The sequence below is a fragment of the Flavobacterium piscisymbiosum genome (genome assembly GCF_020905295.1).
Taxonomy (GTDB): Bacteria; Bacteroidota; Bacteroidia; order Flavobacteriales; family Flavobacteriaceae; genus Flavobacterium; species Flavobacterium piscisymbiosum.
Genome location: NZ_JAJJMM010000001.1, coordinates 3,470,830 through 3,487,016, shown reverse-complemented (window position 1 = coordinate 3,487,016; position 16,187 = coordinate 3,470,830). Strand labels below are relative to the sequence as shown.

At 32.3% G+C, this 16,187-nt stretch carries 12 protein-coding genes; 6 read left to right on the top strand and 6 right to left on the bottom strand.

Features of this window, described 5'->3' with window-relative positions:
- Positions 1–13: 13 nt before the first annotated feature.
- The 5 genes from LNP81_RS15220 to corA all read right to left on the bottom strand — a co-directional run bounded on the left by LNP81_RS15220 (position 14) and on the right by corA (position 7,871).
- A complete protein-coding gene (locus tag LNP81_RS15220) occupies positions 14–2,758 on the bottom strand; it encodes a helix-turn-helix and ligand-binding sensor domain-containing protein (RefSeq protein ID WP_230037241.1) in 2,745 nt (914 codons plus the stop codon).
- Between the two features lie 100 nt (positions 2,759–2,858).
- On the bottom strand, positions 2,859–3,278 hold the full coding sequence (locus tag LNP81_RS15215; protein WP_230037239.1) for a DUF3995 domain-containing protein: 420 nt from the start codon (positions 3,276–3,278) through the stop codon (positions 2,859–2,861).
- A 32-nt stretch (positions 3,279–3,310) separates the two neighbouring features.
- Entirely contained in the window at positions 3,311–4,495 is a 1,185-nt protein-coding gene (locus LNP81_RS15210; RefSeq protein ID WP_230037237.1) for an acetate/propionate family kinase, read from the bottom strand.
- A 162-nt stretch (positions 4,496–4,657) separates the two neighbouring features.
- Positions 4,658–6,751 (bottom strand): phosphate acetyltransferase, encoded by a 2,094-nt coding sequence (pta, locus tag LNP81_RS15205; protein ID WP_230037235.1) that lies wholly within the window; start codon positions 6,749–6,751, stop codon positions 4,658–4,660.
- A gap of 49 nt (positions 6,752–6,800) precedes the next feature.
- Positions 6,801–7,871 carry a magnesium/cobalt transporter CorA gene (corA, locus tag LNP81_RS15200; protein ID WP_230037233.1) on the bottom strand — a complete coding sequence of 357 codons (1,071 nt, stop codon included), beginning with the start codon at positions 7,869–7,871 and terminating at the stop codon, positions 6,801–6,803.
- Positions 7,872–8,047: 176 nt separating this feature from the next.
- Here corA and LNP81_RS15195 point away from each other — a divergent pair, with 176 nt between their 5' ends.
- The gene (locus LNP81_RS15195) at positions 8,048–8,641 is read left to right on the top strand and encodes a transposase (RefSeq protein WP_230037231.1); all 594 of its coding nucleotides are present in this window, start codon (positions 8,048–8,050) and stop codon (positions 8,639–8,641) included.
- Positions 8,642–8,782: 141 nt separating this feature from the next.
- On the opposite strand, the gene dnaK is transcribed toward LNP81_RS15195, so the two are convergent.
- Positions 8,783–10,663 (bottom strand): molecular chaperone DnaK, encoded by a 1,881-nt coding sequence (gene dnaK / locus LNP81_RS15190; RefSeq protein WP_173972930.1) that lies wholly within the window; start codon positions 10,661–10,663, stop codon positions 8,783–8,785.
- A 374-nt stretch (positions 10,664–11,037) separates the two neighbouring features.
- Here dnaK and LNP81_RS15185 point away from each other — a divergent pair, with 374 nt between their 5' ends.
- The 5 genes from LNP81_RS15185 (at position 11,038) to LNP81_RS15165 (ending at position 16,173) form a co-directional block, all read left to right on the top strand.
- Complete coding sequence (locus LNP81_RS15185; RefSeq protein WP_230037229.1) at positions 11,038–12,531, top strand: TlpA family protein disulfide reductase; 1,494 nt, start codon at positions 11,038–11,040, stop codon at positions 12,529–12,531.
- A gap of 196 nt (positions 12,532–12,727) precedes the next feature.
- On the top strand, positions 12,728–13,276 hold the full coding sequence (locus LNP81_RS15180; RefSeq protein ID WP_230037227.1) for a hypothetical protein: 549 nt from the start codon (positions 12,728–12,730) through the stop codon (positions 13,274–13,276).
- A 68-nt stretch (positions 13,277–13,344) separates the two neighbouring features.
- Positions 13,345–13,935 carry a hypothetical protein gene (locus LNP81_RS15175; RefSeq protein ID WP_230037225.1) on the top strand — a complete coding sequence of 197 codons (591 nt, stop codon included), beginning with the start codon at positions 13,345–13,347 and terminating at the stop codon, positions 13,933–13,935.
- A gap of 43 nt (positions 13,936–13,978) precedes the next feature.
- Positions 13,979–14,737 (top strand): hypothetical protein, encoded by a 759-nt coding sequence (locus tag LNP81_RS15170; RefSeq protein WP_230037224.1) that lies wholly within the window; start codon positions 13,979–13,981, stop codon positions 14,735–14,737.
- A gap of 161 nt (positions 14,738–14,898) precedes the next feature.
- Positions 14,899–16,173, top strand: coding sequence for a Na+/H+ antiporter (locus tag LNP81_RS15165; RefSeq protein WP_230037222.1), 1,275 nt, complete (start codon positions 14,899–14,901; stop codon positions 16,171–16,173).
- The last annotated feature ends 14 nt before the right edge of the window (positions 16,174–16,187 follow it).

The following is a 16,187-nucleotide window of genomic DNA, read 5'->3' as shown; positions in this document are numbered from 1 at the left end:
TTAAATGCGAATCTTACAGACTTAATAAAAATTTTGACAGGTTTTCTTCCTGAGAGAGATTTAATTTCTTTCTTAAGCGATATCGGTGTAGTTCTACGCCCCTAAAAGAGATATTCATCATAGGTGCAATCTCTTTAGAGGAGAGATTCATTTTAAGGTAAACACACAATTTTATATCTTTTGGAGTAAGATTTGGAAATTTTTTTGAGAGATTTATAATAAACTCATTATGAATTTGATTCAGATTTGTTTCAAAAATTTCCCATTCGTGTTTATTTACCTCGTTTATTTTAATTGCTTTTCTAATTTCACTTTTCAGCTTATTAAAATCTTTTTCTGAATCCAGAATGCTTTGGATATTTTCAATCATTTCACTTTGCTTAGCTATAGACAAAGATTTTCCCGCAACTTCAGATGATTTTGTTTGCAATTCGAGTTCTAAAATATGTTTTTCGTATTCCTGAATATTGATTTCATTCTCGGCTTTCAATTCCATTTCAAGAATTTCCCTTTGATGTTTTAATTCTTCTGCCTGCAATCTTAATTTCTGCATATAGCGAAGCTTATTCCATTTATAATAGAAAAACAATACCACCCCTATTATAAGTATATACAACATCACCATCCATATTGAGAAATACCATGGTTTAGCCACATTAAATTCAAAATCAGAAACTTTTTCATAACTGGCACCGTTATGCTTGTAAACTATAATTGAATGATTGCCACTGCTCAAATTATTCAGTACAATTAATCCATTAGAAATTTGAACAAAATCTTTATTGTCGTTGAGCTTGTAAAATAAATTAGGTTTACTGGCACCATAAATACCTGATATCACGTTTATCTTCAGTTCTGTATTGTATGTAATCGTAGATTCATCTGTGACTAAATTATTATCATTAAATGCTTCGATTTTAACATCTGAATTTTGTTTGTTTTCATATTTCAACTGAAGAGAAATGAATCCATCATCCAGATTCAACAGATAATGATTATTCGTTTTAAAAATTCTCAGATTATCATTTATCAATTTTCCTTTATAATATTTCTCCTGAATAATATTCCAGACAAATTTATTTCCTGTGGCCTGGATATGATATAAAATTCCGTTTTGAAGCACCATAAAATGATCTTCATCGATAGCAACAACATCTGTTATATCTTTGAAGTTAATATTAAACAATTCATTTTCCTCCAGTTTATTGGTTATAGAATTGTAAGTATACCAGGAATTATTAATTAGAAAAAGAATTTCATTTCTGAACTCGAAAATCTTGACACCAAAGTCATTATTTATTTTGCTTTGCTGGGTAATATTTTCAACTTTTTTTGTCTTGTAATTATCATCATATAAAACGCGATATAATCCTCGATAATTATCCGCAGCCCAGATTTCATTCTTTTTATTTTGGGCTACATATTTTATGGGCTTCGACAGATCTTCAATCTTTTTCGTCTCAGTTAATTTTGAGATATCATCATAGACTAAAACCCCGCTGTAAGTTGACTGAAAATAGGTATTACTAATGATGCTTTTTGATAAATTCCATCCACCGCTAACATTATTGGTTTTTACTAATGTTCCATTATTATAACAAAACGTACCATCATTATGACCAATAATATACTTATCATCAATTTTAGTAATATTCCAGGCTTGTCCTTGTGTATTAGGCATCATATGAAATTTACCTGAATCAAACTCAAAAACGCCATGATTGGAGGCGATCAAATATCCTTTATGGGTTGTCGCTACAGAATAAACAGAACCCAAAAGACCTGAATTATCATAAAAAAACGAGATCGGAGAATTTACTTCTACATGGGCAATTCCGTTATCTAAGCCAAGCCATAAATCATTTTCTTTATCAAAACCAATGCTTAAAATAGAGTTATTCATTAAAACATTATTTCGATCTATATTTTTATAGGTATTGGTTGCAAAATCATAAATAAAAAGACCTCTGTTTCCTGTTCCGATAACCAATTTATTGCCTCTGATAAATTTAGCAACATTTATGGTAGCTGCTTTTAAAATTTCATTTAAAGGATTATTCCAGGGTTTTAAACCGTCTTTTTCTACGATAAATATTCCTTTCTTCTGCGTGAAAATGTATGTCTTGTTTTGATATTTTTCGATGGCGTGCACTACAGTCTTTTTTAATACATTCCAGCCTTTAGGATTTGTAATTTCTGGGCCGTTCATTTTAAAAAGACCTTTTTCTACCGAGGCTACATAAACATCGTTATCAACTACGAAACAGTACGATATTAAAAAAGGAAATTTAATTTTTTCGATGTGCTTTCCATCATAAATAAAAACATCATTAAACGACTGAAAATAAATAGATCCCTTAAATCTGAAAATTTTCCAGATTTCTTCATTGTCTTTTTCATCAAACAAACGAAGATTTTTGGTAATCGAAACATAATGCATTTTACCTTCTTTCCTGTACCAATAACCAAATTCCTTATAAGAGCCGGAATAAATTTTATCCCCTTCGATCATAATCGAGCGGATAATGGTTTTATTAGGCAAAGTGTATTTTTCCCACATCACGCCATCATAGCGCAATAAATAATGATTGTTAGCAAAATACATGGCATTATCCTTTCCCTGAGCGACATTCCATATTTGATTGTCGCCTTGGTAGTCTGATTTATTATAATTTTCTACAAAAGGAAGTAATTCTTGTGCTTGTATTTGCGAAGCAATGAAAAAGAAGAAAAGAAGTTTTAAAAGTATCGATTTCAAAATATTCGGATTTATCTTCAAAGATACTGACAAATATTTAAAAACATAAAAAAGCTCCCCGATTGAGGAGCTTTTTTTATAGCTGTAATAAACTAAATATCTAATTAGAAAGTACTAAAGTTAATGTTAGTAATACTATTACCAAACAAAGAGGAGTGTAATACTTTGTATCATTTATAGCAAATTCAGAGCTTTTATGTTTTTTGAAAAGGCCAATGAAGTTAAAATCTCCTATGCCTCTTAAAATAAATATAGAAATTATGATTAAAAATCCATATTTATTAAGCCATTCTGGCAAGTTCGTCGTTATTAATCCATATTTTACCAGATAAAACATTCCAAAACCCAACAAACCAATAGCAATAATTAATGTTGAAATTGTTCTGGGAATAAAAAGCGGCACTCCTTCATCATTGGTTGGTATGACTGCGTTACTCCCCCATTTACCTCCAAAACCCCAATAAAAATGAAGTGCTGAAATCGTTACAAAAACTAAGAAAAGAATTAGTGTAATAATCATCTGAACTAATTTATTTATTTTTTAAAAATCAACTAATTCTGCAGCAATTGGTATACCTGATTAGCAATTTCATATTCTTCATCGGTTGGAATCACCAAAACTTTTGTTTTAGAATTTGAAGTATTAATTTCCCTAATTTCTTTAGAACGAATTTGATTTTTTTCGTTGTCTAATTCAATTCCAAAATAATCCATATCACTACACACCAATTGACGCATATGTGCTGAATTTTCGCCAATTCCTGCTGTAAAAATAATAGCATCCAAACCATTTAAAGCTGCAGCATATGCTCCAATAAATTTCTTAATGCGATAAGCATTCATTAATAAAGCAAGCTGACAATCTTTATTTCCATTGGCTGCTTCTGTCTGAATATCACGTAAATCACTATATCCTGTAAGCCCTAACATTCCACTTTGCTTCAATAAAATTGAATTTACATCTTCTGCCGAATATCCGAGATTTTTGATCATATAAAATATCACCGATTGATCGATATCTCCGGCACGAGTTCCCATTATTAAACCATTTGCAGGCGAGAATCCCATAGTATGATCGATACTTTTACCATCTTTGATTGCTGTCATACTACAACCATTTCCTAAATGGATGGTAATTATTTTTGCACTTTTTTCTAAAAAATCAATTGCTTTTTCAGAAACATATTTATGACTTGTTCCGTGAAAACCATAAACCCTGACTTTATTCTCTGTTAAAAGATAATTAGGAATAGCATATTTATGTGCTTCAACTGGAATTGTTTGATGAAAAGCTGTATCAAAAACAGCTACTTGTTTTGCTGTTGCAAAAATTTCTTCTGCAACATTTATTCCAACTAAATGCGCAGGATTATGCAATGGAGCCAATTCTGAAAGCTCCTTTATTTTTTCTTTAACCTCTTCTGTAATAATTGTCGTGTCTGAGAAATAACTTCCTCCATGCACTACACGATGTCCAACCGCCCCAATTTCTGAAGTAGATTTTATAACTCCTTTTTCAGGATCCAAAAGCATATTGGCTACTTTCTGCAAACCCACTTTATGGTTCGGAATTGGAAGCAATTCTTCTATTGAATCTGATGAAGTTTTAAACGTTACATTTGAAGTTTCTAATCCAATTCTATCAATCATACCCGTACAAATTACTTCGTTTGTTGGCATAACCATTAATTGGTATTTTATTGATGAACTTCCTGAATTGATAATTAATATTTTCATTTTTTTCTAAGGTTCTAAGTTGCTAAGGTTCTAAGTTTTTCACTTAAGAGTCATAGCGTTTTATTTTTTTTTAAAGAGTGTGAATTTAAACGCGGATATAAACGGATTTTTTTTATTGAATTGTGAGTTCATAACTTATAACTCAAAACTCATAACTTACAATTACAATCCTTGCGCCTGAATCGCTGTAATCACTACTGTATTTATAATATCATCTACGGTACAACCACGGCTTAAATCGTTTACGGGCTTGTTTAAACCCTGTAACATTGGACCAATAGCCAATGCTCCGGTTTCTCTTTGTACTGCTTTATAAGTATTGTTTCCAGTATTTAAATCAGGGAAAATAAGTACGCTCGCCTGCCCTGCCACTTCAGAATCCGGCATTTTGCTTTTTCCTACTGCACGGTCTACCGCGGCATCGTACTGAATTGGACCTTCAATTTTAAGATCTGGTCGTTTTTGTTTTACAATTTCAGTTGCAGTTCTCACTTTATCTACTTCATCTCCTTTTCCTGATGAACCAGATGAATAAGAAAGCATGGCAATTTTAGGTTCTATTCCAAAAGCTGAGCTTGACTCTGCAGATGAAATCGCAATCTCTGCCAATTGCTCAGCTGTTGGGTTTGGATTAATAGCACAATCGCCAAAAACAGAAACCCTGTCTTCTAAACACATGAAAAATACAGATGAAACTACAGATGAATTTGGTTTTGTTTTAATGAATTGTAAGGCTGGTAAAATGGTGTGTTGTGTTGTGTGTGCAGCACCGGAAACCATTCCGTCAGCATGGCCTTTATATACCATCATGGTACCAAAATAAGATACATCTTCCATTAAATCCCTTGCCATAGTAATACTTACATTCTTTGCTTTTCTAAGCTCATAATAAGTATTAGCATAATCTTCATAAAGCTCAGATTCTTTTGGGTTGATGATGTTTACTTTCGAAAAATCAAATGGAATTCCTAACTCGGCAACCTTATTTTCGATATGTTTTTTATCTCCAATAATGGAAATATCTACTACATCCATATCTAGTAATCTGGAAGCGGCGATGATAATTCGGTCATCATATCCTTCAGGCAAAACAATATGTTTACGATGTTGTTTGGCTCTTTTTACCATATTATACTGGAACATTTTCGGTGTCATTCCTTCCGGTATAAAAGTGATTAACCTTTCGGACAAAGTTTCAACTTCAACATACTTTTCAAAAGTAGTTATCGAAGTCTCAATTTTATGTGTATTGTTGGCATAAATCTCTGATCTAATTGCCCCAATTTTATTTGTAATGTGATAAGTACCACCATCAACTGCAATAATAGGAACAATGGCAGAAAGTCCTTCAATAAGCTTTAAAATACTTTCTTCAGGAACAATATTTCCTGTTAGAATAATTCCTGAAATAGTTGGGTAGTTAGCGGATTCATTGGCTTGCAAAGCACCAAGAATAATATCTGAACGGTCTCCTGGCGTAATTACCAGGGCATTATCATGCAAGTGAACCAAGTAATTATGCAATTGCATGGCACCAACGCTAAAGTGCCCAATTTCGTTGTTTAAATAAGCACTTCCAAACAATACTTTTGCATCTAACTGATTGACAATTTCCTGCATTGTTGGATTATTCAAACTTGAAATCAACGGAATTGTATTGATTAAAACGTTTCCTGGTAAGCTTTTCTGTAATCCCTGTGTAACCAGTTCTATATTCTCGAATTGTACTTTATTTGCAATTACAGATAAAACCTCAACTTCTTTAACTTTAAAAGAATCATAAACCAAATAAAGGCTGTCGACTAATTCTTCTAATGTCTTTCCAACTCCGGATCCTATAATAATACTTGGGATTCCAAGGTTTTTGGCAATTAGAACATTCAAGTCTAATTCTATTGAAGTTCCTTCACCTGTAAAGCTTGTACCTTCTACCAAAACGAAGTCAAAGCGCTCTTCAAGTTTCTTATACTTTTCAATAATTAAATCGAGAACTTCGCCTATTTTTCCTTTATTTTTCTTCTTGATTAGTTTGCTTTTGGTTATTGCATAAGCATCTTCAAACTTTATATCAAGATTAAAATATGATAAAACTGTCTCAATATGATTGTCCAGTTCTCCATCTACAAAATCCTCGACAATTGGCCTAAAATAACCCACTTTTGCCGTTTTACCAATTAAAATACTCATCAAACCGAGCGTGATAATCGACTTTCCACTATTGTGGTCACTTGTGGCTATATATACTGCTTTACTCATAATTCATATTTTGAAACTTAACAAATTTTTTAATTATATATAATAAACGCTAAAACCAGCGTCTTTTTTTGAAATAGATAATCAGGGCTATTACCAATAAAACCATCGCCCCCAGCACAATAAAATAGCCGTTTTTTGCTTTCAGTTCCGGCATGTATTCAAAGTTCATACCGTAGACTCCAACAATAAAAGTAAGCGGGATAAATACGGCCGAAATAATGGTAAGTGTCTTCATAATTTCATTCATCTTTCGGCTTTGTTCCGAAAAATAAAAATTAGAAGCACTCTCTAATGAACTCATATCCGAATCAATTTGTTCTAAAAGCTCTAAACTTTTTTGATGCAAACGGATGAAAAAACTAAAAGTCTCTTTTTCAATTCCGTTGTATGTATCATCGTCTTTAATTGTCTTTAGATAATACAAAGAATCCCTTAGCGGAATAATCGAACGTTTCAAAAAATTAAAATTATCACGGTGATTTTCAATCTTTTCCAGAATCACAGGATCAGCTCCTTTTTTGGTCAAATTGATTAATTCTTCAATCTTATCCTCTTCGTCTTCAATCGTAATGTAAAAATTCTCCATTACGGCATCTAATAACAAATACAGTAAATAATCAACCTTTTTGGTTCTTACAATCCCTGCATGTGTACGAAGACGTTCCCTGATATGGGTAAAAAAATCGCTTCGCTTTTCCTGAAACGAAATCAAAATTCCATCTTTTAAAATAAAACTTATCTGCTCTACACTTATATTATCTGAATATTCAGATGGCAAGAGTGACTTTATATTAAAAAATAAAATATCTTTTTGTTCTTCAAGCTTTGTTCTTTTGGTGGTATTTAAAATATCTGCTAATAAAAAATCATCGAGCTTAAAATGAGCACCAATTGTTTTAAGTAAATTAATGTCGTTTAATCCGTGGATGTTGAGCCAGTTATTTTTTGTATAATCAATACAGGTATTTAATGCTAAAACGGTAAACTTCTCGTATTCAACCACATCTTCATCATCATAGACAAAAAGCTGCATCTCAGTTTCATGCTCTTTTTGTGTTCCTGTATACTCTAAAGTGATATGTTGAAGCTTCCGTCCTTTCTTGTATTTGATCTTTCTCATGCAAAAATATTTACATAGTAATATTACGAAAAAGAATTCGAACAGTAAATGACATTTATCATTTTGGTAAAAAAATCGCGTAATGTAATTATTTATTTTGTAATATTTGTATTACTTTAAATTAAACCCAACAGGTTTTTAAAACCTGTCGGGTTTGTCAACGAATAAATTAATTTATGCAAATAATTGAACCACTCGAGTTTGGAAATTATTATCACATCTACAATAGAGGAATTAATAGTGAAAATATTTTTAAGGAAAACAGAAATCATGAATATTTCTTAAATTTATATGGCAAACATATCAATCCGATTGCTGAAACATTGGCTTGGTGCTTACTAAAAAATCATTTTCATTTATTAGTACGAATTAAAACTTTGGAAGAAATTCAAGAAAATAAAAATGAGTTCAAAAAAATCATTCTTCACCAATCATTTGGCAACTTATTTAATGCCTACACAAAAGCAATAAATAAAGGCTACAATCGTCATGGAGCTTTATTTGAAAGGCCTTTCAAAAGAAAACTAATCCACAATGATACTTATTTAAAATCAGTTATAAAATACATTCATTATAACCCTGTAAATCATGGCTTCTGCGAACACCCAATAGAATATCCATGGAGCTCTTACTTAACTTGCATTTCAGAAAAACCAACAAAATTAAAACGTAAAAAAGTCATTTCGTTATTTAACAATATTGAAGATTTAAAAACTTTTCACAGTAAAAAAGAAAACTTCGATTCTTTAGAAAATTTTCTGAGTTTATGATAAATATTAAAAAACACGATTCGCATCTGGTAAAGCAAACCCGACAGGTTTTTAAAACCTGTCGGGTTTAACACGTAAAGATAAGACATAAAAAAAACCGAGTCATTTCTGACTCGGCTTTTCATTATTGTTAAAGAAGAATTATTTTACTTCTTCGAATTCAACGTCTTCAACATTGTCTCCAGATTGCTCTTGTTGTGGAGCAGCTTGTTGACCTTGTTCACCTTGAGCATACATAGCTTCTGTAGCTGTTTTCCAAGCTGCATTAATGTTGTCAAGAGCAGTTTGAATAGCTGGAATGTCTTGAGATTGGTGAGCCATTCTCAATTCAGTTAAAGCGTACTCTACAGCAACTTTGTGATCGTCAGCAAGTTTGCTTCCTAACTCTTTCAATTGACTTTCTGTTTGGAAAATCATGCTGTCAGCTTCGTTTAATTTCTCAGCTCTTTCTTTAGCTATTTTGTCAGCGTCAGCGTTAGCTTCAGCATCTTTTTTCATTTTTTCGATTTCTTCAGCTGTTAATCCAGAAGAAGCTTCGATACGGATATCGTGAGATTTTCCTGTTCCTTTATCAGTTGCAGAAACTTTGATGATACCATTTGCATCAATATCAAAAGTAACCTCGATTTGAGGAACTCCTCTTGGTGCTGGTGGAATACCATCTAAGTGGAAACGACCGATAGTTTTGTTATCAGCAGCCATAGCTCTTTCACCTTGCAATACGTGGATTTCAACAGATGGTTGAGAATCAGCAGCAGTAGAGAATACTTGAGATTTTTTAGTTGGAATAGTTGTGTTAGACTCAATTAATTTAGTCAATACACCACCCATAGTTTCGATACCTAAAGAAAGAGGAGTTACGTCAAGTAACAATACATCTTTTACATCTCCAGATAAAACTCCACCTTGAATAGCAGCTCCAATAGCAACAACCTCATCAGGGTTAACACCTTTAGATGCTTTTTTACCAAAGAATTTCTCAACTTCGTCAGCAATTCTTGGCATACGAGTAGAACCTCCAACAAGGATTACTTCGTCGATATCAGATGTAGATAAACCTGCATCTTTTAATGCTTTAGCAACTGGCTCCATAGAACGTTTTACTAAAGTATCAGATAATTTTTCGAACTGTGCTCTAGATAATTTTTTCACTAAGTGTTTTGGTCCAGAAGCAGTAGCAGTTACGTAAGGTAAGTTGATTTCAGTTTCAGCAGAAGATGATAATTCAATCTTAGCTTTCTCTGCAGCCTCTTTCAAACGTTGTAATGACATTGGATCTAAACGTAAATCAATACCTTCTTCAGATTTGAAATCGTCAGCTAACCAGTCAATAATAACCTGGTCAAAATCATCTCCACCTAAGTGAGTATCACCATTTGTAGACAATACTTCGAATACACCGTCTCCTAATTCAAGAACAGAGATATCAAAAGTACCTCCACCTAAATCGTAAACAGCAATTTTTTGATCAGTTCCTTTTTTATCTAATCCGTAAGCAAGTGCAGCTGCAGTTGGCTCGTTGATGATACGCATAACTTTAAGACCAGCAATTTCACCAGCTTCTTTAGTAGCTTGACGTTGTGCATCGTTAAAGTAAGCAGGAACAGTAATAACCGCTTCAGTTACAGTTTGACCTAAATAGTCTTCAGCAGTTTTTTTCATTTTTTGAAGTGTCATTGCTGACAATTCCTGAGCAGTGTATAAACGACCGTCAATATCCACACGTGGAGTATTGTTGTCACCTTTTACAACACTGTAAGGAACTCTTTTTGCCTCTTCCTGAGTTTCAGCAAAAGTGTGTCCCATAAAACGTTTAATAGAAGCAATCGTTTTTGTAGGATTCGTTACCGCTTGTCTTTTTGCAGGATCACCCACTTTAATTTCTCCACCTTCAACAAAAGCGATGATAGATGGCGTTGTTCTTTTTCCTTCTGCGTTAGGAATAACAACTGCTTCGTTACCTTCCATTACAGAAACACAAGAGTTCGTCGTACCTAAGTCAATTCCGATTATTTTACCCATTTTTTATATATTTAATTTTGATATACTAATTTATAACTCAGGTGGCATAAGTCAATCTTTGTGCCAATATAAAAAACCAAAGTAAATTGTCAGTTTTACTGTCGGCACATTAAAAACAATCTGACAACATGACATTTTAAAAACCTGACATTCGTGGCATATCAGTACTTTACGTGTCATTATCAGGAGCTGTTTCCCGCTATCCGCTATATCTTTTATGTCCGCTGCTGCGCACATAAAAGGATGCCGCTTCTATCGGGGCTAGGGCAATTGCATTCAAAAGAAGTTTTTATTCAAAAAAGTCATTGTTAGCCCAAACCCTCTAAATTTATCATAAAAATACTATATATTTGAAAAACTCAAAACCGCTTTCAATGAAACTGTTTTTTCGACTTCTTTTACTGTTACTTATTATTCCTGCTTACTCAACTGGCCAGATAAAAAAAGAAACTATAAAAATTATTGGGAAAATCACAGGAAAAGTCCCTGATATAATCGAATATACTTTACCCATAAACGGAATAGATTACTTTGGTTTTACAGACTCCGTTCAGCCGGATACTGCGGGCAATTTTCAGATTAGTATTCCTTTAGACAAAACCTCTTTCATTGATTTATCAAACAAATACAAATCGTTTGGGACTTTAATTGCAGAACCAGGAATGAGCTATAAAGTCTACATTGACACTGAAACACAGGAAAACAAATTTCGGGTAGAATCTCAAAACCAAAAAGGACAATTATTATACAATCAAATTCCTAACCGAAGCATGATTGTTGGCGGACATTTTGAAATCGAAACAAAAAAATATATAAAAGACAGTATTCCGTCAGAAATAAAACAAAAATTAGAAAAAAGCGAAGAAACCGAATTAGAAGGATTTAAAAAATTATTAAAAGATAAAACCATTTCTAAAGATTTTTACAATTTGGTTAAAACAGATCGAAATTATTTTTACAAAGGCATACAAGGAAGCCTTGGTTTTATAAATTACTTAATGACTTCCAGCAAACAGAATACATTAACAAAACTTCAGTATACAGAACTCTGGGCATCCATTTTTAAAACAAATCCTGTCACAAATCCAGAACTTCTGCGTTCTCCCTGGTTTTATTTTTATACCGAAAATTATTTACGATATCAGGATTTAATCATCAAAGAAACAAGTGAAGCTACACTGGTAGAAATTGGTAAACAAGGACTTACACATACTCATAATATTACTAATGCAAAAAAATATTTATCAGGCCAACAACTGGAATATTACATTGCAGCTTATATCTATTATGAAGCCATCAATAAAAATTATGAGAAAGAACTAATCACACTTTTTGAGCAATTTAAAAAAAACTATCCGTCAAGTGCTTACGCACATTTTCTGGAACCGGTCATCATACCAATTTTGGCATTTCATAAAAAACAAGAAGAGCCATTAAACGAAAAAATTAAATTCATCGATAATTCCGCAAACATCAATTCCGTAAAAGAACTGATAAAAGGATTAAGAGGAAAGCAATTTTATGTCGACATCTGGGCAACCTGGTGCGGTCCGTGCAAAGCAGAGTTTAAAGACAATGCCAAATTGTACCAATTACTAAAATCAAAAAACATAACCATGGTTTATATTTCTATAGATAAAGAAAACAGAGAAAACCAATGGCGAGAAATGACTCATTTTTACAATCTCGAAGGAAATCATATTAGAGCAAATGAAAAATTAGATGCTGATTTACGAGTTTTATACAACAATCAATCTATGGGAATTCCTTGGCACTTTCTAACAGACGAAAACGGAACTATTATTAAAAAAAATCTAAGTGGCCCTTCTGAAATTGAAAATTTAGAAAAACAACTTAGTAAAAATTAATCTATAATTTCAGGCTTAGGTTGGGAAATAAAAAAATATTTAGGCAGAAAGGTTTGAATTCCTACAATCCTATTAAGATCTAAATACCAAACACTTGATTTAAAAAAAATGAAACGTGTAAAAGTTTAAGTCAATTAAAGTTGATTTCAATAATTAAAATAAATTAAAGTTAACAAGGATTTTACAACTATACCAAATGAAAATAGTAAAACAGAACCTTTATATCTTAATATTAATGCTGTCTGTAAACTTTAGTTTTAGCCAGACATTAAAAATTTCTGACTTTAGAAAAGCATTTAATTATTACAACCCTACTGAACATAAACAATTATCATCAAAAGGTTTTAAGTTATTGAGCGATACAATTTCAACAAACAAAAAGAAATTTGAGTTTTATAAACAAAATACAAATGAAATAATTGAGATGACTTTTAATGAAGATGGAGAAGGCGGGGAATATTTAAGCATAGTGTATTTTTTGCCAAATGAACTTACTTATAAAAATTTTATCTCAACATTAAAGACATATAAATTCAAGTATAGCAAAAGAAACACACGTTATCAATTACCTACAAGCTCATATTCTGGCGAAAATATCTACGTTAATGGTTTAGCACATATTAATAATAAAAAATATTATTCTATAAAATATGATAGTTATAAAGATAAAGCATTGTCTGGATTAAGACCTGAAATCAGAAGCAATAAAATTCAGACAGATGACAGCATAATAAAGATAAGATAACGGTAGTTTCTATTTTTAATAAGAACAAAAATCATCAAATCACACGAAAACGCAAAATCAGATCTAAAATGAAAAAGACATTCTTACTATTTTTTGTTCTCATTCAAATTAACATTTACGCACAGGCACTAAAAGCAAAAGATAATTTTAATGTAGTAATCAGGACCGAAGAAGGCGATCTAAATAAGGATGGCTTAATTGATAAAGTTTTGCTGAAAATGGATACCATAAATGAAATACAACCATTAAAATTAGAAATCTATTTTTTACAAAAAAACGGAAAGTATAAACTGAACGTATCTACAGAAAAGCTAATGAAACCTCAATATCCAAATGGAAAATACGGTGGCGATCAAATTCCTGATGTTATTATCGAAGAAGGTTATTTACTCATTGGATCTGAAATTGGTAAAAATCATTTTTGGCATAAATTCAAATTCAACAATGGATATTTTGAATTACAAGAAATAACTAATGTCGTTTGGGATGGCCAAAATTTAACTACCGAAACTGATTTTAATCTATTAACAGGACAAAGAACCGAAATAACAAAAGCACTGGGTTCTGAAAAAATCCTGAAAGAGACAACTAAAAAAATCATCGTAAAACCACTGCCAAAAATCAATGATTTCAGGGCTTTTGACAGTAAGTTGAATTAAAATAACCTAAAAGCACCTAAAATTCCTGATTGAAATTTTATAAATGAAAAAACGAATCACCATTAACTTATTGATCCTGATCACTATTGCGGTTCAATCGTGTACTACTAAAAAGAAAACAGACGCTGACAGCACTACCAAAAATGTTGAAATTACAGATAGTCTTCCCAGTCGTGATTTTGAAGAAGTAAGCGACGAACCAGATCAAAGCATTGCTTATGAACCTGATGCAACTTATCCGAGAACAGGAAATAAAATTGTGGACTTTCTTCCAAAAACCGGCATTTATGAAGTTCAATATGAAACGGAAGGAGATCTGAACAATGACGGCTTAACTGACATTGCAGTTGTCTTGAAATACAAGGGAAATAATATTTCTCAAAGACCAATGCTGATTCTTTTACAAAACGAAGACAAATCATATCGCTTAGACAAAGTTTCAAATATAACGATGCCAGTTGAATACAACGAAGCTGATTATAAGTTATATGACACAGAAGATATTACTATTGAAAATGGAGAATTGAATATCAACCTCTACAGTATTGGCCCTAGTGGTAACATTTTTGGTTCATTCAAGTATGTCGGAAAAGATTTTATTCTTGACATGATCGAAGCAGAGTATCGAGGCGCCGGCGGTCATTCAGGACTTTTTTACAATTATGAAGGTGGAGACATAACAATAAATCAAACCAACACAATGGAAGAAGATCAGCCTGTAACATCTAAAACTACTAAGGCAAAAGTCAAACATTACCTTTTTGAAAACACTTCGATTACTGATTTTTTCAATGAATACTAAACAAAGACGGAATTGTACAACAGGATTTTAAAATGAATAAGTGTGGCAGTTTTTTTTACAAATTTAAAACATCATTTTTCATAACTTCGTTTTCAGTCCCATAATCATTTGCTCATACCAAATCTATATCAATTAAACACACATTTTGCTAAATCAAAATAATGGAAAATTACAGCATTATTATTTTTATCCTCGCCATTGTAATTGGCCTTTCGGCTTTTGCGCACAAAATAAAATTACCTTACCCAATATTACTTGTTATTGCAGGAATTGCAATTGGTTTTATTCCGTCGATGGGCGAAATCGAAATCAATCCTGAAATTATATTTCTGCTATTTCTGCCGCCATTGTTGTATGATGCTTCTTTTAATATTTCGACTAAAGACTTTAAAACTAATATTAATACCATTAGTACTTTAGCTATATCATTAGTTTTCCTTACCACAATAGGCATTGCAGTTGTAGCCCGTTATATGATTCCCGGAATGACCTGGCCATTGGCATTTGTGTTAGGTTCTATACTTTCTGCCACAGATGCTGTCGCAGCAATAAGCATTACAAAAGGATTAAATTTATCCCATAAAACCTTAACGATTCTGGAAGGCGAAAGTCTCATCAACGATGCATCGGCATTGGTTGCCTATCGTTTTGCAGTAGCAGCCGTCATGGGATCTGCGTTTATTATCTGGAAAGCTGCTTTGCACTTTGTATTACTGCTTGGAGGCGGTTTTCTGGTAGGTTTTGTAATGGCAAAAATTCTCGCCTTTATATTAAGTAAAGTACACAAAAAAAATATCGAGGTTACGATAAGCTTTATGCTTTTAATGCCTTTTGTAACTTATCTTATTGCAGAACATTTAGAAGTTTCCGGCGTAATTGCAGTTGTTATTTTAGGATTAACCATTGCCCGATTTAGTAAAAAAATATTTCCGGAAAGTTTAAAAAACCAATCGCGTAGTCTTTGGGATATTATTATTTTTTTACTCAACGGACTCATCTTTATCTTAATCGGACTTAACTTTCGCTATATCTTAAAAGGTATAGACAACGATATGATTTTACCTTATATTGGCTACGCAGCCATTATTACTATCGTTGCTTTGCTAATTAGAATGGTAAGGATTTTTCTGCAGAAAATCAATCTTCAAAAAGCTTTTCAGAACACTAAAAGAACCAGAAAAGTTAGCGAACATGCCCTTTTAGACTTTAACAACAGTATTATTATAAGTTGGTCAGGAATGCGCGGAATTGTTTCTCTGGCTATTGCTATTGGTATTCCTAAAACGCTCGAAGACGGAACTCCTTTTCCGGAACGCACCACTATTATATTTATCTCTGTAGCCGTTGTTTTATTAACGCTTATTGGGCAGGGATTGACTTTGCCTTTTATTGTAAAAAAACTAGAAGGCAACAAACAGGAAGAATTGCCATCTTAATTTTCTGTTTTCAG